At 59.6% G+C, this 19,515-nt stretch carries 24 protein-coding genes; 11 read left to right on the top strand and 13 right to left on the bottom strand.

All coding sequences use genetic code 11. From position 1 onward, the window contains the following. Positions 1 to 148 precede the first annotated feature (148 nt). Positions 149 to 1,087 (top strand): hypothetical protein, encoded by a 939-nt coding sequence (locus QR290_RS18485; protein ID WP_289203306.1) that lies wholly within the window; start codon positions 149 to 151, stop codon positions 1,085 to 1,087. 24 nt (positions 1,088 to 1,111) lie between these two features. Here the strand turns inward: QR290_RS18485 and QR290_RS18480 are convergent, their stop codons facing one another. Further along, positions 1,112 to 1,297 carry a hypothetical protein gene (locus tag QR290_RS18480; RefSeq protein ID WP_162803838.1) on the bottom strand — a complete coding sequence of 62 codons (186 nt, stop codon included), beginning with the start codon at positions 1,295 to 1,297 and terminating at the stop codon, positions 1,112 to 1,114. Positions 1,298 to 1,495: 198 nt separating this feature from the next. Between QR290_RS18480 and hcnA the strand changes: the two genes are divergently transcribed. Genes hcnA through hcnC form a run of 3 tightly spaced genes read left to right on the top strand, consistent with a single transcriptional unit; the run spans position 1,496 to position 4,468 of the window. Next, the gene (hcnA, locus tag QR290_RS18475) at positions 1,496 to 1,810 is read left to right on the top strand and encodes a cyanide-forming glycine dehydrogenase subunit HcnA (protein ID WP_289203305.1); all 315 of its coding nucleotides are present in this window, start codon (positions 1,496 to 1,498) and stop codon (positions 1,808 to 1,810) included. After that, positions 1,807 to 3,216, top strand: a complete 1,410-nt coding sequence (hcnB, locus tag QR290_RS18470; protein ID WP_127798613.1) for a cyanide-forming glycine dehydrogenase subunit HcnB — start codon at positions 1,807 to 1,809, stop codon at positions 3,214 to 3,216. The genes hcnA and hcnB overlap by 4 nt, the downstream gene beginning before the upstream one ends. After that, entirely contained in the window at positions 3,209 to 4,468 is a 1,260-nt protein-coding gene (gene hcnC / locus QR290_RS18465; protein ID WP_289203304.1) for a cyanide-forming glycine dehydrogenase subunit HcnC, read from the top strand. Before hcnB ends, hcnC begins: the two co-directional genes overlap by 8 nt. Before the next feature lie 45 nt (positions 4,469 to 4,513). On the opposite strand, the gene QR290_RS18460 is transcribed toward hcnC, so the two are convergent. Continuing rightward, positions 4,514 to 6,322: a monovalent cation:proton antiporter-2 (CPA2) family protein gene (locus QR290_RS18460; RefSeq protein WP_179694481.1), complete on the bottom strand. Its 1,809-nt coding sequence runs from the start codon at positions 6,320 to 6,322 to the stop codon at positions 4,514 to 4,516. 164 nt (positions 6,323 to 6,486) lie between these two features. Here QR290_RS18460 and QR290_RS18455 point away from each other — a divergent pair, with 164 nt between their 5' ends. After that, positions 6,487 to 7,401: a LysR family transcriptional regulator gene (locus QR290_RS18455; protein WP_115078408.1), complete on the top strand. Its 915-nt coding sequence runs from the start codon at positions 6,487 to 6,489 to the stop codon at positions 7,399 to 7,401. Here QR290_RS18455 and QR290_RS18450 read toward each other — a convergent pair. The 5 genes from QR290_RS18450 to QR290_RS18430 all read right to left on the bottom strand — a co-directional run bounded on the left by QR290_RS18450 (position 7,391) and on the right by QR290_RS18430 (position 12,366). After that, a complete protein-coding gene (locus QR290_RS18450) occupies positions 7,391 to 8,161 on the bottom strand; it encodes a substrate-binding domain-containing protein (protein WP_289203303.1) in 771 nt (256 codons plus the stop codon). The two genes, QR290_RS18455 and QR290_RS18450, sit on opposite strands and share 11 nt — an antisense overlap. Before the next feature lie 11 nt (positions 8,162 to 8,172). Beyond that, positions 8,173 to 9,465 (bottom strand): MFS transporter, encoded by a 1,293-nt coding sequence (locus QR290_RS18445; RefSeq protein WP_115078406.1) that lies wholly within the window; start codon positions 9,463 to 9,465, stop codon positions 8,173 to 8,175. Positions 9,466 to 9,608: 143 nt separating this feature from the next. Then, entirely contained in the window at positions 9,609 to 10,670 is a 1,062-nt protein-coding gene (locus tag QR290_RS18440; protein WP_115078405.1) for a M48 family metallopeptidase, read from the bottom strand. A 28-nt stretch (positions 10,671 to 10,698) separates the two neighbouring features. Then, positions 10,699 to 11,745: a M48 family metallopeptidase gene (locus QR290_RS18435; protein WP_289203302.1), complete on the bottom strand. Its 1,047-nt coding sequence runs from the start codon at positions 11,743 to 11,745 to the stop codon at positions 10,699 to 10,701. A gap of 24 nt (positions 11,746 to 11,769) precedes the next feature. Beyond that, on the bottom strand, positions 11,770 to 12,366 hold the full coding sequence (locus QR290_RS18430; protein WP_115079973.1) for a LemA family protein: 597 nt from the start codon (positions 12,364 to 12,366) through the stop codon (positions 11,770 to 11,772). A gap of 204 nt (positions 12,367 to 12,570) precedes the next feature. Here QR290_RS18430 and QR290_RS18425 point away from each other — a divergent pair, with 204 nt between their 5' ends. Together QR290_RS18425 and QR290_RS18420 are read left to right on the top strand one after the other, a co-directional pair. Next, a complete protein-coding gene (locus QR290_RS18425) occupies positions 12,571 to 12,879 on the top strand; it encodes an RcnB family protein (RefSeq protein WP_115078403.1) in 309 nt (102 codons plus the stop codon). Positions 12,880 to 12,979: 100 nt separating this feature from the next. Beyond that, the gene (locus QR290_RS18420) at positions 12,980 to 13,444 is read left to right on the top strand and encodes a hypothetical protein (protein WP_289203301.1); all 465 of its coding nucleotides are present in this window, start codon (positions 12,980 to 12,982) and stop codon (positions 13,442 to 13,444) included. 3 nt (positions 13,445 to 13,447) lie between these two features. On the opposite strand, the gene QR290_RS18415 is transcribed toward QR290_RS18420, so the two are convergent. Continuing rightward, on the bottom strand, positions 13,448 to 14,524 hold the full coding sequence (locus QR290_RS18415) for a sensor domain-containing diguanylate cyclase (protein WP_289203300.1): 1,077 nt from the start codon (positions 14,522 to 14,524) through the stop codon (positions 13,448 to 13,450). 160 nt (positions 14,525 to 14,684) lie between these two features. On the opposite strand from QR290_RS18415, the gene QR290_RS18410 reads away from it, so the two are divergent. Both QR290_RS18410 and QR290_RS18405 read left to right on the top strand, forming a co-directional pair. Beyond that, positions 14,685 to 15,023: an FKBP-type peptidyl-prolyl cis-trans isomerase gene (locus tag QR290_RS18410; RefSeq protein ID WP_007952931.1), complete on the top strand. Its 339-nt coding sequence runs from the start codon at positions 14,685 to 14,687 to the stop codon at positions 15,021 to 15,023. Between the two features lie 77 nt (positions 15,024 to 15,100). After that, positions 15,101 to 15,475 carry a hypothetical protein gene (locus tag QR290_RS18405; RefSeq protein ID WP_289203299.1) on the top strand — a complete coding sequence of 125 codons (375 nt, stop codon included), beginning with the start codon at positions 15,101 to 15,103 and terminating at the stop codon, positions 15,473 to 15,475. Between the two features lie 70 nt (positions 15,476 to 15,545). Here QR290_RS18405 and QR290_RS18400 read toward each other — a convergent pair whose 3' ends face one another. The 5 genes from QR290_RS18400 to QR290_RS18380 all read right to left on the bottom strand — a co-directional run bounded on the left by QR290_RS18400 (position 15,546) and on the right by QR290_RS18380 (position 18,232). Further along, positions 15,546 to 15,854, bottom strand: a complete 309-nt coding sequence (locus tag QR290_RS18400; protein ID WP_289203298.1) for a hypothetical protein — start codon at positions 15,852 to 15,854, stop codon at positions 15,546 to 15,548. Positions 15,855 to 15,881: 27 nt separating this feature from the next. After that, positions 15,882 to 16,121, bottom strand: coding sequence for a pyocin S6 family toxin immunity protein (locus QR290_RS18395; RefSeq protein WP_115078400.1), 240 nt, complete (start codon positions 16,119 to 16,121; stop codon positions 15,882 to 15,884). A gap of 15 nt (positions 16,122 to 16,136) precedes the next feature. Then, the gene (locus QR290_RS18390) at positions 16,137 to 17,360 is read right to left on the bottom strand and encodes a colicin E3/pyocin S6 family cytotoxin (RefSeq protein WP_289203297.1); all 1,224 of its coding nucleotides are present in this window, start codon (positions 17,358 to 17,360) and stop codon (positions 16,137 to 16,139) included. Between the two features lie 209 nt (positions 17,361 to 17,569). Next, the gene (locus tag QR290_RS18385) at positions 17,570 to 17,851 is read right to left on the bottom strand and encodes a hypothetical protein (RefSeq protein ID WP_115078398.1); all 282 of its coding nucleotides are present in this window, start codon (positions 17,849 to 17,851) and stop codon (positions 17,570 to 17,572) included. A 9-nt stretch (positions 17,852 to 17,860) separates the two neighbouring features. Beyond that, on the bottom strand, positions 17,861 to 18,232 hold the full coding sequence (locus QR290_RS18380; RefSeq protein ID WP_115078397.1) for a DUF6124 family protein: 372 nt from the start codon (positions 18,230 to 18,232) through the stop codon (positions 17,861 to 17,863). Between the two features lie 513 nt (positions 18,233 to 18,745). On the opposite strand from QR290_RS18380, the gene QR290_RS18375 reads away from it, so the two are divergent. Further along, on the top strand, positions 18,746 to 19,057 hold the full coding sequence (locus tag QR290_RS18375) for a helix-turn-helix domain-containing protein (protein WP_115078396.1): 312 nt from the start codon (positions 18,746 to 18,748) through the stop codon (positions 19,055 to 19,057). Between the two features lie 180 nt (positions 19,058 to 19,237). Beyond that, complete coding sequence (locus QR290_RS18370) at positions 19,238 to 19,513, top strand: metal/formaldehyde-sensitive transcriptional repressor (protein ID WP_065258432.1); 276 nt, start codon at positions 19,238 to 19,240, stop codon at positions 19,511 to 19,513. Positions 19,514 to 19,515: the final 2 nt, after the last annotated feature.

Genomic DNA, 19,515 nt, shown 5'->3' with positions numbered 1-19,515 from the left:
TGTTGCAAATTGCATGGTCCTAGGAAGTTCAGACTTTTTAACTGATTGAATTAAAACGATTTATTTAATGTTGGCGACTGGCACGGTCACTGCAATTCCTCTGATGACGAGTTGTAACACCATTTTTCATGCCTGGAGCACTACAACAATGAATAGATCCTCTGATGGGTTTTATCCTGCCTACGAAGGAGAGTCGAGCAACGTCTCGGGCGTGTCCTGGGGCGCGATTTTCGCAGGGGCTGCGGCTGCAGCGGCACTGTCGCTGATTCTGGTGCTGTTGGGTTTCGGTCTGGGCTTCTCCGCCGTTTCACCGTGGGCCGGGGAGGGTGTCAGCGCCAAGGGCCTGGGCATTTCAACGATCATCTGGCTGGCCGCAACACAAATCATCGCTTCGGGACTCGGTGGCTACATCGCCGGCCGCCTGCGGGTGAAATGGGCCAACATGCACGGTGACGAGGTGTACTTCCGCGACACCGCCCATGGCTTCCTCGCCTGGTGCGTGGCGACATTGGTTACCGCAACACTGGTAGTCGGCTCGGTCAGCAGCATTGTCAGCGGTGGTGTGCAGGCCGGTGCAAGTGTTGCCGGTGGTGCAGCAAGTGCGATGACCCAAGCAGCCGGCACCGCAGCGGCCAACACTGACAGCGATCAGTACGGCTACTTCGTCGACAGCCTGTTCCGCGACGATCGTCCTGCTGCCGTCAGCGATGACGCCGCCCGTGGCACCGTGACCCGCATCTTCGCCCAGAGCCTGGCCAACGGTCAGCTCAGCGCTGAAGACCGTACCTACCTCGCCCAACTGGTCGCCCAGCGTACCAACCTGACTCAGGCCGACGCCGAACGTCGGGTCGATGAAATCTACGCCCGTACCCAGAAGGCAATCGCCGACGCCAAGCTGAAAGCGCAACAAGCCGCCGACACCGCCGCCAAAGTCGCTGCCTGGACCTCGCTGTGGATGTTCATCGCGCTGCTGGCCGGTGCGTTCTTCGCCAGTCTCTCGGCTACCTTCGGCGGTCGTCGCCGGGATGCGGTCGAGTACGTCGAAGTCGAAACCTACAACACGACCACGCTGCCGCCAGTCCGTTAATCAAGGAGAATCACCATGCGCTCACTACTGCTGTTTTTCCTCGGCGTTCCAATCCCGATCATCATCCTGATCGCCCTGTTCGTGCACTGATTCCTTGAGGCACATGCCTTGGCCGCTTCCACCTTCGGGTTGAGGCGGCTTTTTGCTTTCTACGAGGGGGCGAAGGCGCAGAACCGACCAGTCATTTCCATGGCCTGGATCAATATTCATCGGCGCAATATCCCCTACCGTGAAATTTCCCGGCCCTTGCCGCTGGATCGACTACATTGCTTGCGCGCACTTTGCTGCGCGAGCAGGAATAAACCTGCCGGCCCGATAGAGAGCGATAAACCCCACGAGTCGGCGAGGTGTAGTGCAGCAAGGAGCTGTTTCAACCTCACCTGAACCTTTTCACGGATGATCATTGCAATGCACTGCCTAGAAAGAACCTTCGATATCCAGCCTTTGACGCAGGCGGATATGACTGTCCACATCAACGGCCAGCCGGTCACCGCCGCCATCGGCGAAACCGTGCTCAGCGTCATACAGTCCCTCGGCGTGCGCCAGGTCGCACGCAACGATCACAACCAGATCAGCGGTGCCTATTGCGGCATGGGCGTATGCCAGTGCTGCCTGGTGAAAATCAACGGCCGGCACAAGCGCCGCGCCTGCCAGACCGTGGTGCGCGAGGGCATGCTGATCGAAACCCAGGCCAACCGTATTCACGGGCAGGAGGTGGTATGAGCCTGCATCCGGTGATCGTCGGCGGTGGCCCGGCGGGAATGGCCGCGGCCATCGAACTGGCCCTGCACGGGGTGCGCTGCACCTTGCTCGAAGAGGCCTCGCGCCTGGGCGGCGTGGTCTATCGCGGGCCGCTGCGCGACGGTGTGCAACTGGATTACCTGGGACCGCGCTATTCCGAGGCGCTGGGCAAACTGCACGGTGATTTTCAGGAGCAGTCCGGGCTGATCGACGTGCGCCTCAACCACCGCGTGGTCGGCGCCGAAGGCACGCGCTCGCTGGTGGTGCTGGACGGCGACGAGCGTCTGCACGAAATCGAATACCCGCAGTTGCTGCTGGCCGCCGGTTGCCATGAGCGCAGCGTGCCGTTTCCCGGCTGGACGCTGCCCGGCGTGATCATGCTCGGCGGCCTGCAATTGCAGATCAAAAGCGGCGTAGTCAAACCGCAGGGGCCGGTGGTGATCGCCGGCACAGGGCCGTTGTTGCCGCTGGTGGCAACCCAGCTGCACGCGTCGGGCGTGAGTGTGGCCGGGGTCTACGAGGCCTGCGCGTTCGGCAAGATTGCCAAGGAGAGCCTGGCGCTACTGAACAAGCCGCAACTGTTCCTCGATGGCTTGAGCATGCTCGCCTACCTGAAACTGCACGGCATCCCGATGAACTACGGTTGGGGCGTGGTTGAAGCCCACGGCGAAGGCGAGCTGAAAAGCGTCAGCGTGGCGCCGTACTCGGCGACATGGGAGCCGGATTTGAGTCGCGTCGAACGCTTCGAAGCGAAGACCCTCGCGGTCGGCTACGGCTTCATCCCGCGCACTCAGTTGAGTCAGCAGATGGGTCTGGATCACGGCTTCAGCGACGACGGCTACCTGCGCGCCAACGCCAATATCTGGCAGCAAAGCAGCGAGCCCCACGTGCATCTGGCCGGTGACATGGGCGGGATTCGCGGCGGCGAAGCGGCGATGCTGGCCGGCAAGATCGCTGCCACCTCGATTCTGCTGCAACGCGGCGTGCTGGAAGAAGAGCTGGCGCGCGTCCGTCGCGACCGTTATCTGGGCAAACTCAAAGCCATCGTGCGTTTCCGCGCGGCGGTGGACCGCTACACCGAACGCGGCGTCGGGCAGACCGCATTGCCGGCCGCCGACACGGTGATCTGCCGCTGCGAACACGCAACCCGCGCCGACATCGACCGCGCGCTGGAGCAGGGCGTGCAAGACATCGCCAGCCTGAAAATGCGCACCCGCGTGAGCATGGGCGACTGCCAGGGGCGGATGTGCGTCGGCTATTGCAGCGACCGCTTGCGGCAGGCCACCGGTCGCAAGGATGTCGGCTGGCTGCGGCCACGTTTCCCGATTGATCCGATTCCTTTTTCCGCGTTCCAGTCCCTCGGCACGGAGGCCGTTTCCCATGAGTAAGTTCTATGACGTGGTCATCGCCGGCGGCGGCGTGATCGGCGCGTCCATCGCCTATCAATTGTCCAAGCGCAAAGGCCTCAAGGTCGCGCTGATCGACGCCAAGCGTCCGGGCAACGCGACCCGCGCCTCGGCCGGCGGTTTGTGGGCGATTGGCGAGTCGGTGGGGTTGGGCTGCGGGGTGATTTTCTTCCGCATGATGTCGGCCAACCGCAAGCGCGAAACCCAGGGCGCGGCAGTGGCGGTGGACTCCAGCACGCCGCACATTTTGCCGCCGTCGTTCTTCGATTTCGCCTTGCAGTCCAACGCGCTGTACCCGGCGTTGCACCGTGAGCTGAAAGACAATCACGGGATGGATTTCAAGTTCGAAAAAACCGGGCTCAAATTCGTGATCTATGACGATGAAGACCGGTTGTACGCCGAGCACATCGTCGGCTGCATCCCGCACCTGGCCGATCAGGTGCGCTGGCTCGATCAGGCGGCATTGCGCGAGTCCGAGCCGAGCGTCAGCCATGAAGCACGCGGGGCGCTGGAGTTTCTCTGCGATCACCAGGTCAGCCCGTTCCGCCTCGCCGATGCCTACACCGAAGGCGCCCGGCAAAATGGCGTGGACATGTACGTCAACACCAACATCACCGGCGTGCTGCATCACGGTACGCGGGTGACCGGCGTGCAAACGGCCGAAGCCGGGGTGTTCCACTGCAAGACCCTGATCAACGCCGCTGGCGCCTGGGCGGCGGATTTGAGCGAGTGGGCCACGGGCATCCGGATTCCGGTGAAACCGGTGAAAGGCCAGATTCTGCTGACCGAGCGCCTGCCGAAAATCCTCAACGGTTGCCTGACCACCAGCGATTGCTACATGGCGCAGAAGGACAACGGCGAAATCCTGATCGGCAGCACTACCGAGGACAAGGGCTTCGACGTCACCACCACCTGGCCGGAAATCGCCGGGCTGGTGCAGGGCGCGGTGCGCTGCCTGCCGGAACTCGCGGACATCAACCTCAAGCGCACCTGGGCCGGGCTGCGGCCGGGCTCGCCGGATGAGTTGCCGATACTCGGGCCGATGGCCGGGGTGGAGGGGTATCTCAACGCCTGTGGGCATTTCCGCACTGGCGTGCTGACGTCGGCGATTACCGGGGTGCTGCTGGACAAACTGGTCAACGATGAAGCGCTGCCGCTGGACATCACGCCGTTTCTGGCGGACCGGTTTACAGTGGTGCCGGCCAAAGAAGAGAGGGAGCTGGAGATAGCCTGATCAGAGCCTTCCCACGCATTGCGTGGGAAGGATTGATGGCGGAGTTCAGGACTTGCCCGATTGTTCTTCCAGTTGATCCGACTCGAACAATCTGGCCAGTTCCGCCCGCGCTTCCTGGGCGGTCTGCAGGACTTTGGCCGCGTCGTCGTACACCGCGTGTTGAGCCTCGAGCACCTGTTCGTCGTGGTGCTTGAAGCGCTTGATCCGCGCGTCGGCCTGGGCCTGGGTCAAACCGAGGCCAACCAGCGTGCGACGGCTCATTTCCAGACTTGAGTAGTAGGTCTCCCGGATCGGATCGGCCCCCACATCCACCAAGCGATGCACATGCTGCCGGTTACGCGCCCGAGCGATGATCTTCATGTGCGGGTAGAGCTTGCGCACGATCTCGGCGGTCTTGATGTTGGTCTCCGGATCGTCCGTGGCAATCACGAAATATTCCGCCTCACCAACCTTGGCGGCGCTGAGGATTTCCGGGCGCATCGGGTCACCGTAGAACACCGGCACACCACCGAAACTGCGGGACAGTTCGATGGTTTCCACCGAGGTATCCAGCGCCACGAACTTGATGTTCTGCGCCCGCAGGATCCGCGCCACGATCTGGCCCATCCGGCCCATGCCGGCGATCACCACCCGTGGGGTTTCGGTCTCGATCTGGCGGAATTTCTCCGGCACTTCCACCGGCTGCACCTTCGGGCTGACCAGCCGTGCGCAGATCAACAGCAACAGCGGGGTCACGGCCATCGACAGGGTGATGGTCAGCACCAGCAGGTCATACAGACGCGGTTCGAACAGGCCCTGATCGCGACCGATCTTGAACACCACAAACGCGAACTCACCACCCGCCGCCAGCACGATGCCGAGGCGAATTGCGCTGACCTTGTTCAACCCGCCGGCCAGGCGTCCGACTACAAACAGCAACGGCAACTTCAGGGCGATCAGCAGCAGCGTCAGCCCCAGCACCGTAATCGGCGCGCTGAGCAGCAGGCTGAGGTTGGCTCCCATGCCGACGCTGATGAAAAACAGCCCCAGTAGCAGGCCCTTGAACGGCTCGATCTGCGCTTCCAGTTCATGGCGATATTCCGAATCCGCCAGCAGCAGGCCGGCGAGAAATGCGCCCAGTGCCATCGACACACCGACCATGTCCATCAGCCACGCAGTGCCGATTACTACCAGCAGTGCGGTGGCGGTGGATACTTCCGGCAGACCGGTTTTCGCCACCACGCGGAACACCGGACGCAACAGATAACGCCCGCCGATCACCACCACCGCGATGCTGCCCAGCACCTGCAAACTGTGGCGCACATCGTCGGCGGTGCTGGTGTGGTGATCGACGCCCGCGAGCATCGGCACCAGCGCGATCAGCGGGATCGCGGCAATGTCCTGGAACAGCAGAATCGCAAACGCCAGACGACCGTGTGGGCTGGTCAGCTCCTTGCGTTCCGCCAGGCTTTGCAGGCCGAATGCGGTGGACGACAGCGCCAGACCGAGGCCCAAGACAATCGCGCTGTTCAGCGGCTGGCCGAACACCGACAAGGCCAGCACGCCAATCACAGAACCGGTCAGCAGCACCTGCGCCAGACCCACGCCGAACACCGATTTGCGCATCACCCACAAACGTCGCGGCGACAGCTCAAGACCGATGATGAACAGCAGCAACACCACGCCCAGTTCCGAGATATGGCTGACGCTTTGCGGATTGCCGATCAGACCCAGCACCGACGGGCCGATGATCACCCCGGCAAACAGATAACCGAGCACCGCGCCCAGTTGCAGGCGCTTGGCCAGGGGAACGGTGAGCACGGCGGCCAGGAGAAAGACGACGGCGGCTTGCAACAGATTGCCTTCATGGGGCATGAGCGGAACTCCAGTAACGCGGTACGGCGGGGGGCGACAAGGATAAAGGCTGAAATGATTGCAGATCTACCGCAGAGCCTGCTTGAGCAGATGTGCTTCTGTAATAATTTGCATCAATTGGTTACATTTATAGCCTCAGCGAATCAATTCCTCCCGAGTTTTCCATGGCCATCAACTTCGACCTCAACGACCTGCAAGCCTTTCGCGCCGTGGTCGAGCAGGGCAGTTTCCGCAAGGCCGCCGACACCGTGCGCCTGTCGCAACCGGCCCTGAGCCGGCGCATCGAAAAGCTCGAAGACGCCCTCGGTGTGAAGCTGTTCGAACGTACCACGCGCAAGGTCAGCCTGACCCAGGCCGGACGCGGTTTCATGCCCAGTGTCGAACGTTTGCTGGATGACCTGGACGTGGCATTGCTGGGCATCAGCGAAGTCGCTTCAAACCGGCTCGGCCATGTCACGGTCGCCTGCGTGCCGTCAGCGGCGTATTACTTCATGCCGAGCGTGGTCGCCCGTTATCACCGGCAGTTCCCGCGAATCAAAGTCAAAGTCCTCGATTCCAGCGCCCACGACGTGCTGAGCGCGGTGGTCAATGGCGAGGCGGATTTCGGCCTGAGTTTCATGGGCACCCAGGAGGCGGGCGTGGATTTCGAGCCGCTGGTGCAGGAGAGTTATGTGGTTGCCTGTCGCCGCGATCATCCGCTGGCCGGGCGCAGCAGCGTGACCTGGGACGAGTTCTATCGGCAGGATTACATCTCGCTCGACAAGACTTCCGGCAACCGTTTTCTGCTGGATCAGGCCCTGGCCAAAGTGGTGCCGCAACGCCCGAGCATCTGCGAGACGCGGCATGTGACGACCATGATCGGTCTGGTGGAAGCGGGGTTGGGTGTGGCGGCGGTGCCGCTGATGGCGATGCCGGCGGCGGATCATCCGATCCTGACGCGGGTGCCGCTGACTGAACCGCAAGTGATGCGCAGCGTCGGCATCATAAAACGCCGGGGTCGTACGCTGACCCCGGCGGCACTGGAGCTGGAGCGGCTGGTGGTGGAAATGAAAGTCCAGCCGCCGACGGTCAGCGCTTGACCGAATCCAGTCCGGTGGCCTGCACGTCAGTCTGTGCGGCAGGTGCGGCCAGATAGGCGAGTAAGGCTTTCGCTTCCTCTTGATGCTGCGCACCCACCGGAATCCCCGCTGCAAACCGCGTGACCGACTGCACCGATTCCGGGATCTTCGCCACAAAACTCACCCCTGGCACGGGCAGCAATTCGCTGACCTGCTGGAAGCCCAGTTGATAGTCTCCAGTGGCAACCACCGAGCCTACCGGGATTTTCGGGATCATCTTCGCCTTCGGTTTCAGCTGATCTTCGATGCCGAGTTTTTTGAACAACTGCTGCTCGATGTACACGCCGCTGGCGCTGTCGGAGTAGGCCACCGACTGGGCGTCGAGCAGGGTTTTCTTCAGATTGTCGACGTTGCTGATATCCGGTTTCGGCGCGCCTTCACGCACCACCAGGCCGATCCGCGAGTCCGCCAGTTCCACCCGCGAAGCCGGGTCGACCTTGCCTTGCTTGATCAGGTCGTCGAGGGCGTAGCCGACCATGATCACCACGTCAGCCTGTTCGCCCCGTGCCAGGCGATTGGGGATCGCTTCCGGCGCCTTGCCCATCGACGGGCCGAGGATGGTGTCGAGAGTGTTGCCGCTGTTCGCCGCGAATTTCGGCCCGAGGATTTTGTAGGCGGCAGTGAAGCCGCCAGAGGTCATCACCCGCAGCTCTTCGGCCTGGGCCGCAACGTTGAGCGTAAGGCCGGCGAGCAGGGCGGTAACGGTCATCAGTTTTTTCATGGGTGCTCTCCTCAGGCAGCGACAGGTTGCAGACGACCGCCCGCGCGGCGATACAGATACAGCGTCGCGCACAACGCACACAGCGCGCCGACACTCATCCAGTAACCCGGCGCGGCCTTGTCGCCGGTGTACTGGATCAGGAAGGTCGACATCGCCGGGGTGAAACCGCCGAACACTGCCGTCGCCAGGCTATAGGCGAGGGAGAAACCGGCCACCCGCACTTCCACCGGCATGATTTCGGTCAGCGCCGGAATCATCGCGCCGTTGTAGAGGCCGTAGATAAACGACAGCCACAACAGCGACAGCAACATGTGGCTGAAGCTCGGCGCCTGCACCAGATACGACAGCGCCGGATAAGTGGTGGCCAGGGCCAGCAGCGACATGGCGATCAACACCGGACGCCGGCCGACACGATCGGACAACGCGCCGCCAATCGGCAGCCAGAAGAAGTTCGAAACGCCCACCAGCAACGTCACCAGCAACGCATCCGACGTGCTCAGGTGCAGCACGGTTTTGCCGAAGGTCGGCGCGTACACGGTGATCAGGTAAAACGCGGTGGTGGTCAGGGCAACCATCAACATCCCGCCGAGCACCACGACCCAGTTCTGGCCGAGGGTGCGGAACACTTCTTTCATGCTCGGGCGATGTTTGCGGGCGGCGAACTCTTCGGTTTCCGCCAGGTTACGACGCAGCAGGAAGATGAACGGCACGATCATGCAGCCGACGAAAAACGGAATCCGCCAGCCCCAATCCGCGACCACGTCGGGCGCCATCCACTGGTTCAAGCCATAACCCAGTGCGGCAGCGACGACGATGGCCACCTGCTGACTGGCCGACTGCCAGGCCGTGAAAAAGCCTTTGCGACCGGGCGTGGCGATCTCCGACAGATATACCGAAACCCCGCCCAGTTCCGCACCGGCGGAGAAACCCTGCAACAGCCGCCCGATCAACACCAACGCCGGCGCAAACAGGCCGATGGTTTCGTATCCGGGCACCAGCACAATCAATATCGTGCCGCTGGCCATGATCGACAAAGTGACGATCAATCCTTTGCGCCGGCCCACATCATCGATGTACGCGCCGAGCACGATAGCCCCCAGCGGACGCATCAAAAAGCCTGCGCCGAACACCGCGAACGTCATCATCAGGGAAGCGAACTCACTGCTCGCCGGAAAGAACACCGCCGCGATCTGCGTGGCGTAGAAACCGAACAGAAAGAAGTCGAACTGTTCGAGGAAGTTACCCGAGGTCACCCGGAAAATGGCGCCGGCCCGCGAGCCGCCGTGTGGGATTGAGGCTGTCATCGAAAAATACTCCACCGCTTTTATGACGTGCGCGACGGGGAGGCGGCGCACGGTTTTTATTGGGGCGGATAGTGGCGCAGGGGGATCGATCTGTTAATTGCATAGTTGGCATGGATTGATGTGCTATGCAGATCAATGGCGTGCTATTGCAGCTGTTTCGGCGGCGCTGCCTGTACGGTTCTGGCTACCATCGAGTCTTGCGCTGGTGCGGCGATGCTCACAAAAATCCCGTCCCAGTCAGGGTCTATCCTGCGAATGCGTTCACGCAGATCCGGATGACCCGAGAGTAGATGAGAGCTGGATTTGCCAGGGCCGAAAAACAGGTGGCTGAACTCGGCGGCGCGGGCGGCCTTGAGGGTCGAGCCCATTTTGTACCCGCCGATTTTCTTCAGTGCCCCGGCGATACTGTCGGGGTTGCGGGTGTATTGCACGGCCGTCGCATCGGCCAGGAATTCGCGTTGCCGGCTGACTGCAGCCTTGATCAGGTTGCCGAAGAACGTCCCGGAGAATCCGACAATGCACAGCGCAGTGCCAAACATGCTGACCGGGATGGTCGGCTGCTTACGATTGGCAGATGAGTGTGGTGTGTCCTCAATACCGCGCAAGAGATGGTTTCCCGCCAGCCCGATCACCATGATCCCGTGGACGATCGCGACCAGTTGAGTGTTCAGGCGCATGTCGCCGTTGTAGATGTGGCTGAATTCGTGGGCGATCACGCCTTGCAGTTCATCGCGTGACAACAGGCTTATCGCACCTTGAGTGACGCCGATCACTGCATCCTGAGGGGTGAAACCGGCGGCAAATGCATTGATGCCCAGATCTGGCAGCAGATACACGCAAGGAACGGCGGTGCCAGACGCCAAGGCCATTTCCTCCACCACGTTGACCAAGCGACGCTCTTCCAGAGTCCGCGCGTCATGGTTGATCAGACGACCACCCAAACGGCGCGCGACCACTTTTCCGCCTCCTGTCAGTTCGACGTATTTGACCAGCCCGCCGAGCAACACAACAGCCGTTACAAGCGTCGCGACGCTCGCGAAAAACTGCCAGTTTTCCGCCAGATCCTCGAGCGTTTTGCCGTATGAGAACGGCAGAATCAGGAGCATGCAGAACACGAGAATCAGGCTGAGTACGGCAAAAAACATCAAAATCACGAGCTGCACCGAGCGACGTTTGGCCCGGCACTGTTGTTCAAAAAAATTCATCTAGCCATCCGTGGACGTGGAGTCTGAATCAATCCGCCGTTGCTGCCATCTGATCTGGCACCGGTTTGCCCGCTGCGGCAGCCGTCGTAAAACTCCCGTCCCACTGCGGATCGATCCGACGAATCCGCACGCTCAGATCAGGGTGGGTCGCAAACATCCGGCTCAGCCAACCTGATCCGCTTGTGCTGAAAAACAAATGGCTGAACTCGGCGGCACGGGGGGAGTTGATGACGGAGCCTTGTTTATGGGCGCCGATTTTTTTCAGGGCACCGACAATGCTTTGCGGATTGCGCGTGTATTGCACCGCGCTCGCATCGGCGAGGAACTCACGCTGGCGACTGACAGCCGCCTTGATCAAATTGCCATAGAGATTCCCGATAAATCCGGCCACGCACAGCGCGAAACCGAGCGCAAAAACCACCAGCATCAACCGCACGTCGCGTTTGTCGCGCTTGAGCAGGCTGGCCATTATGTAAGTGCCAGCCAGCCCCAACACCAACAGGCCGTGCACCACTGCCACTAGTTGCGTGTTGAGGCGCATGTCCCCGTTGAAGATGTGGCTGAATTCGTGGGCGATCACCCCTTGCAGTTCTTCCCGGGTCAGCAGCGTCACTGCGCCACGGGTCACACCAATGGCCGCGTCCTCCGGTGTAAATCCGGCCGCGAAGGCGTTGATGCTTTCGTCAGGTAACAGATACACCGCTGGCATGCAGGTGCCGGAGGCAATCGCCATTTCTTCGACGACGTTCATCAACCGTTGCTCGTCCAGGGTGTGCGCATTGCCGTTGAGCAGGCGGCCACCCAGTTTCTCCGCGACGACCTTGCCGCCCGCCCGCAGTTGCCGATATTTCAGCAGACCGCCAATCACCACGATGCTGCTGATGAACGATGCGATAACGGCCATTGCCAGAAACGCATCCGCCAGCGTGCCAGTCCCGCTCAGGTAATCCTCGAAACCATTGAAGACGAAGGGCAGGCTGGTCATCCCGATCAGCATGACAATCGCCAGAATCATCATGCACACCAGCCGTTGCGTCTGGTTTCGGGCCTGGGTCTGTCGTTCAAAAAAGTTCATCGGGCCATCCATGGAGAGCAGCTATCAGAAAGAAACGTTGGGCGCGGTCTTGATGGCCAGCGTATCGGCAAACTTCAACGGAACCGCATCCTCGCGATGGCCAAAACTGGCCGCCAGCAGCACCGCCGGAAAGCTCTGCTTGAGCGTGTTGTAGGCCATCACCGCGTCGTTGAACGCCTGCCGCGCGAAGCTCACCTTGTTTTCGGTGCTGCTCAGCTCTTCGCTCAGTTGTTGCATGTTCTGCGAGGCCTTGAGTTCCGGATAAGCCTCCAGCGTCAGGTTCAATCGACCCACCGCGCTGCTGAGTGCGCTGTCCGCCAGCCCCAAGTGCGCGATGTTCTGTGCGCTGCCCGGTTTCGCCTGTGCAGCCTCAAGTCCGGCCACGGCGGCATTGCGCGCGGCGATCACCGCTTCAAGGGTTTCGCGCTCATGGGCCAGATAACCCTTGGCGATGCTGACCAGATTGGGGATCAGGTCATAGCGGCGTTTGAGCTGCACTTCGACCTGGGCAAATGCGTTCTTGATCTCGTTGCGCCGGGCAACAAGCTTGTTGAAAAGACTGACAGCGTAGAGCCCCAGCAGCGCCAGCAACACCAGATTGACGATGAGATAGATTTTCACGGTGATGTCCTTGTTCACTCTGTGGGGGGCGCGATCTTATCGCAAATGGATGTCGTTGACTGTATTCGCCCGGTGGCAGACGAGCCCGGATCGTGTTCCGGGGCGCGACTACAATCTCCGATTCAGCTTCATCAAAAAACAAGGAATGATTCCAGAGCCCCGCAGTCGGAGTTCAGGTATCACACATCTGAAGGAGGTTCACCGATGAACAACAAGACCCTTATCGCCAGCCTGGCCCTCGTCGCCGGCATCGCCGGGATCAGCCCACTCGTTCAAGCGGCGCAAACCTCGACCTCCACCGTCGAACATTCCCCCGTCGACGGCCGCGAACTGCAAGTTAACGACCGCGCCCCGGACATTTATCAGCGCAGCGAAAAAGCTCTGACCAACTGGAAACAGAAAGGCCTCAAGCAGCCGGAACCGCAGGCGCAGTGGGTGCAGATCAACGACAAGTACGTGATGGTGATGATCACCAACGGGACGATTGTGGCGATTCAGCCGGTGGAGCGCTGACCTCAAGCAACAATTGGCCATGGACGGTCGATTGCATTCGAGCGCCGTTCCGGTAAAACGCGAGGGGCGTTTCGAGTGACTGGATGTCAGGAGCAATAGGTTGGAAAAGAAACCCCTTTACCGCAAAGAAAACACGACCACCCATAACGTCCGCCGCAACAATCCCGGCGGGCATTACCGGTATCAGCGAAACACCAAGGCTGAAATTCACAGCGAGGCTAAGCGCGGCTCGATGCACGGGATCCAGCACCGTGGCTTCGATTACACGCCCTTGTTTCGCTTTTTGCTGTCGCGTGTCGGCGGTGATTGGGACGAGATTTTCAGTGAGGCCGTATCGCGGCTGGATCGGCAGGAGCCGGTGTTCTGGATGGTCGCTGTGCTTGAAGGTGACCGGAAAGAAATAGTGCGGATCGGTGAGTCGAGTTACTTCAATGGCTTGTATATCGATGAACGGAAGCGCCTGCAAATCGTCAATCCCGCCCTGAAAGCCGAAGACATGACGCCCAATTGCCAGTGCTGCACGCATACCTTCAATGGCGTTGTATTCGGTACGCCCGAGCGCTGATATTCAATCAGTCCGGCCATGACTCAGCGGCTGCCCGCCACCCAATCGATACTGATTGTTCCCGCTGCGTTTAGCCTCGTACATCGCCAGATCCGCAATGTGCAGCAGCCGATCCATGGTCGGTGCGTGGTCGGGGAATACGGCGACGCCGAGGCTGGTGCCGATGTGGCGTTGTTCGTTGCCGATGGGGATTGGCGGGGACAGTTCGATGAAGATTTTCTGGCAGATGCTGCGCGCTTCGTCCTGCAGGTTCAGGCCGGGGGCGAGGCCTTGCAGGATGACCACGAATTCGTCGCCGCCGATTCGCGCGACGGTGTCGCTGACCCGCAGGATGCGTTTCAGGCGAGTGGCAGTGGTGATCAGAACGCGGTCGCCGGCGGCGTGACCGTAGCGGTCGTTGATCGCTTTGAAGCCGTTGAGATCGATGAACACCAGTGCCACCCGCGTTTCGGTCATGCGGGCATGTTCGAGTGCTTCCGATAGCCGCTCTTCCAGCACCAGCCGATTCGGCAGGCCGGTCAGCGGGTCGAAATGAGCGAGGTGCTGGAGGTAGCTGGCCGAGGCCTTTTCTTCGGTGATGTCGCGCACCACGCCCATCATCTTGATCACCGCGTCGTGATCGTTGCGCACCACATTGCCGGTTTCCCGCAGCCAGCGAATCGTGCCGTCGGGCCAGACCACGCGGTATTCCTCATCGTGGTTTTCGCCGGTCTCCAGACATCGCAATTCCCCGGCGCGCACTCGGGCACGGTCATCGGGATGTACGCAGGAGCAGAACAGAGCATAGGAGGGCGTCACCTCGCCGATCTTGAACCCGAACATGCCGAAGATTGCGTCCGACCAGTAGAGCCGATCGGTGTCGACCTCCCAGTCCCACGTGCCGATCCGGGCGAAATACTGGCTGCGCTTGAAACGGTCGGCATCGCCGTCCTGCCGGATGTTCTGGCCCTCGGCGGCGCGAGTGAGCAGTTCGCGATACTCGGCGAGTTGCTGACGAAGCTCGCGCACTCGGCGGATCAGAACGGCGATCACGACCATCAGCACGACGACAATGGCGAAGCTGATCCAGAGTTGAGTCATTCAAGCGTCGCTGTCATGGCGTATCGATCCGGGAGTGATGGCGTGTCGCTATCTTAATTCACGGCCAACGCCGGAAACAGCGGCAACCTTGGGTCAAACGGTTGCCAATGGCCGGTATTTCTGGGAAAACGGCGGCCAGCGGAACAATAGAGCGAATGTTATGAATGATGAACTGCAGATAATCGATCTTCAGCCCGGTGACGGAAAAGCCGCCGTCAAAGGCGCGTTGATCACCACCCAATACACCGGATGGCTGGAAGACGGCACCGAATTCGATTCGTCCTGGAGCCGGGGCAAGCCGTTTCAGTGCGTGATCGGCACCGGTCGGGTGATCAAGGGTTGGGACCAAGGGATCATGGGGATGCAGGTGGGCGGTAAGCGCAAGCTGCTGGTGCCGGCGCATCTGGGTTACGGCGAGCGGACGATGGGCAAGATTCCGCCGAATTCGAATCTGGTGTTCGAGATTGAGTTGCTTGAGGTTTTGACGCGGGAGGATTGATGACGGAGGTCATCTTGCTCGAACTGCTCAAGGATCAGGTCGATGGACGTTGAACAGATCATTCACGAAACCGTTGCGTGGTTGACTATCGAACACCCGGGACGACGGAGATCGATGTACAACATCGAGCTGGTAATCATGGCGGCCACGATGTTTTTTTGTGGTTCGTCGGGAAGGATGTACTTGCACGGCGCAAAGCCTTTTTGGCCAGCAAGGTTCAGGCTCTGGTGTCAAAGCCACTGTCCGCAATTTCCTTCGCCGAGGAAGACGGGCAGAAGGTCAGGTTCACCGGCGTTTTGCTGGAGAAGGAGGGCGCTTACACCGTGACCGTGACCCGCGACGATGACAAAGAAACCACTGTTTCGTCCCGCGACGGGTTGCTTTCGCTGGAAGAGGTCGAGGCTTACTTGAGGGTGCATACGCCGTTCATTCTGTCTGACTTTCGGCGGTGATCGCGTCTGCACATAAAGTCCGTTGTGATGAGGTGAAACCCTGATCACAACGTCCTGCAAGGGCTTTAAATCAGGTAAATGCCTCAATATCGTCAAGCGTGTTTGCGATCACGCCTTCCAGCGAGGGGAATCTTGTCTTTACTCCCTCCAGCGCTGCAAAGGCAATGTCCTTGTCCAGCTCGCCATGTCTGCGAGCAATGTGGCCGAGAGCGGTAATGGCAGAGGTGACAACCGACTCATTGCTGCTGGACAAATACTTCAGGCAGGTTTGCTGAGCCCAGATTCTGTCTGATTCGTTCAAGCCAATAGAAATCAATCCAGCGACAACATTCCTTTCCACGCCGCTTTCAAGAAGCCTCACTGCCTCATCGTGGTTCACTGTTGGTTCTTGATAGGAAAGACTCAACTATTCCCGAACCCCGATAAAAAGATCTAGTTCTGTTGGTAGGTGTTCATTAAGGACTGAAGCGATTTGCCGGACCTGACCTTCATTCAATAACCATTCTCCGGCCTCGCTTTCTTCCAGGCTTTTCCAACCCAGCAACGCTAAAACCGCAGCTTCTGCCTCAGGCTTCACCGTCAGTTCAAACTTCAAAGAGTCGTCCTCTTCATCACCTTTCAAAAAGCCACTTATCCATAAAAACATTAAAAGCCTCCTGTATTACTTCGGGGTAGATCTCTCGGGATCTGCGGGATCTATTTGTTCACCGGTTTCGTGGTTGAATTCACCAAGGTGTTTGCCTTGTTTGTTGTAAAGCTCAATAGCGCCAGTCTTGCTATCCCATTCATATATTCGCCCCTTCCGGTCCTTCCAGCGGCTTCGCTTGCCTCCTCCACCCTGAACGCTGCTTTTTGATTTGACTGGTTGGGCATCCGGGAATGCGGGCAGTGTCCGTGGGGGCCTGTGGTATTTGATATCACCGCCCAGAGCTGGCCTGGAGAGCACAACATACAGAGGCTGCACCCCGGAGTCAGCCGGAAACACAAGGATGAAATCCTCGTACTCCGGCGGATAGATCGGGTTGACGATGATTTTGTCTGCTTGCTCAGTCGGCGGATAAATCCAGATAGTCGGTGTTTGCGGGGCACCTTCCAGCGGTGGGATAGCCGAGGTGCTGGATGGATCGACGGCAGGCGTCCAGGTCAACGTGACGCCATTGCCAAAGTCAGCCACTTGGCGAGAGCCTTGGGCGGCGAACTGCACAACCGGAATCATTTCCCAGTCAGGGCGCTTTTGAGTGTTGTACCCGTACCCTTTGAGACTGCCATCGGGCTGTTGCTCTACCTGTAGTCGTATACGTGTTCGGCCTTCTTTCAGCGATCTGAGCTGATCTTCGGTATAGAGCGAACTGTCACCAAGATTGGACGGCCACAGCAGACCAACCATGCCCGCCAAAGCACCTGCGGCAACACCGCCCGTGACTGCGCCCACACTGGATATGGCGCTTGTGCTGGTGCCAATAGAAGCCGAGCCTCCTATGAGAAGCGTGCCTATAGCAGACGGTAACTTGGCACCACCTATTCTTTTGAGGGTGATATTTCCCGCCGCATCTAATTCGCGGCCACCGAGCAGGGTGAATGCTCCAAAGTCAGCCAGTCGTTCGACCGGGATAAACCCTGCGGGGCTTTCATGGTTGATGACGCCGTCGGGGAGGTTGCAGCTCTTGGTAAATACACACCCTAGGGCGCTGTGTTGATTCGGTTGTTGAGACTGCCGAAGAAAGCGATCTTCGTAGGCTTGTTGCCTGGCCTGCATTTCGTCGTACTTTTTTTGTCTGGCATCCTGCTCTGCCAGTTCGGTAGCAGTCATGTAGCGGGTAGTGATGTGGTGCCCGTCGCCTGAGGGGGGATTTTGTATTCGGGGAATATCTGATTTTCGAGCCATGAGCGTCCTTGTTCCAACTTTTAAAGCGTTGGGAACGCTATCTGAATGAGCATTTGAAAGATGTAGGACGGTTCTGAAGCTCAAGCGGTTGTTACAACATGACGCTCTCGGCAAGATCCGTGGAGCGATTTCTTATGAGTTGTAAACACAAAACCCGCTGCCTCCGTGAAGGGAGGCAGCGGGTTTTTTCTTGCCTTGTGCGCAGGTTATTACGCAGCCATCGCCATCTCATCCAGCGTCGCGGCAACCGTGCCGGTCAGGCTTGGAAATCTGCGTTTTACGCTGGTGAGTGCCGGCAGCAGGCGGGTGCGGTCCAGTTCGCTATGGTCACGGGCGAGTTGGGCTAGGGCGGTGAGTGCGGCGCTGACGATGGATTTCCGTTCGCTCTCGAGCAACAGCAGACAGGCGTTTTGGGCCCACTGGCTGTCTTTCTCGTTGAGGCCGATGGAGATCAGGGCGGCGACGATGTGTGCATCGGATTTGCTTTCCATGGGTGTTCCTCAGGTCGTGGCATCGAGAGTGTCCAGCGCCCTGTTCACCGCGAGTTCGCCACACATCACCACTTGGGCGATGCCCAGCACTGTGCTGCGGTAGGGCGGGTCCAGCAGCGCGGCGAAGTCGCTGAGCATCACGCTGGCCGAAGTCATCGATTCGCAGGCGTGGGCCAGCAGGGCATGCTGATCCAGGTCGGGGGCGACGAGGAACATGCGGCCGGGGCAGTGTTGTTTCGGGGCGGTGGGTTTCAGGTAATGGTCGAGGGCGCGCTCGGCGGCTTCGTGGAGTTTTTTTGAGTCGGTGGAGGAGTAGGGCGAAGTCGGGTCAGACTCGTTAGGTATGTCTGTTTCGGGTGGATCGGGAACGTATTTGAACATTTTTGGAAAGTCTCAAAGTGATGCCGACACCACCTCGCGACTAAACGAATAGGTGGCAGCTGTACGCAGGTTAGTCGACCGGTGACTTCCCAAAACCGGCGCACCCGAGGGTGCCCTGCACACAGCCGCCATAGAGTGCAGATGAAGGCCACCTGACTGTCTGGAGCACATGCAACGTTTTGAGAAATCATCGAGCGACTAAACCCGATCACTGACCATTCAGTGACGCGAATCAAGTTACCGACGCCCTCAAAACCGCACAAGCCGGCGGATTCTGGCGTAGTTGTAGGCAAAGGCGCAAGGCGATGTAGCCTCTCGGATGAGGGCAAAATGATGCTTCATTTGTCAGGCTTTATGGCTCACGCAAGAGGTCGCCGCCGGCCTGTGAAACGTGCTTGCTTGTGAACGTCCTCTTTGTGATACCGAATATTTAATAAGCCACTTCAAGCTTGATTTATATCGGTTTCGATATAGCCTGCGTGGCACGTTCAAATGCCAGGAACAGGTGAAACCATGAAGGATCATCAAAACCCACCCCAGCGTTTCTCAAACATCTGGGATGCGCTGGAAGACACGCCGCAGGAAGCGGCCAACATGCGCCTGCGGGCCAAGTTGATGCGCACGCTTTGCGAAACCATTCGTGCCTGGGAGCTTCCCCAGAAAGAGGCGGCCAAGCGTCTTGGCATCACCCAGCCGCGCCTCAACGACGTACTCAACGGCAAAATCGACAAATTCTCTCTGGATGCGCTGGTCAACCTGTCGGCCGCAGCGCAACTGGACGTAGACCTCTGCTTCTCGTCGTCCCTGCCACTGCAATGGGCCTGACAGACCAGGGTTCCCAACGGCCCTGCCTCTGAAAAGCCTTCCAAAGGCGGCGCCGTCTGACGCGCCGTCTCATTCTTCCACATCAAAATTTCAAGCCGCGACGGACGGTCGAAAGCAGACCTTGCCCCTTTCGGTCGGAACAGCGACTATGCTCGCCATATAGGGGTAGGGGGTATAGGTATGTCGCACACGCACGAACACAAAGGCGAGTTGCTCAATCGGGTCCGGCGCATTGCCGGGCAGGTTCAGGCTGTTGAACGGGCACTGGAGTCCGAGGCCGATTGTGCCAAGACACTGCACCTGATGGCGGCGATTCGCGGCGCGGTCAACGGTTTGATGGAGCAGTTCATCGAGGCCCACGCCCGCGAGCATGTCGCCCATCCCGACCTCAGCGATGAAGCCCGCGCACAGGGTGTGGAAGAGTTGCTGCAAGCCATCCGCCGTTATTCCAAGTGAGC

It is taken from the genome of Pseudomonas fluorescens, from assembly GCF_030344995.1.
GTDB classification, from domain to species: Bacteria; Pseudomonadota; Gammaproteobacteria; order Pseudomonadales; family Pseudomonadaceae; genus Aquipseudomonas; species Aquipseudomonas fluorescens_BF.
The sequence above is the reverse complement of the archived record's forward strand: the minus strand, read 5'-3'. Positions and strand labels throughout refer to the sequence as shown.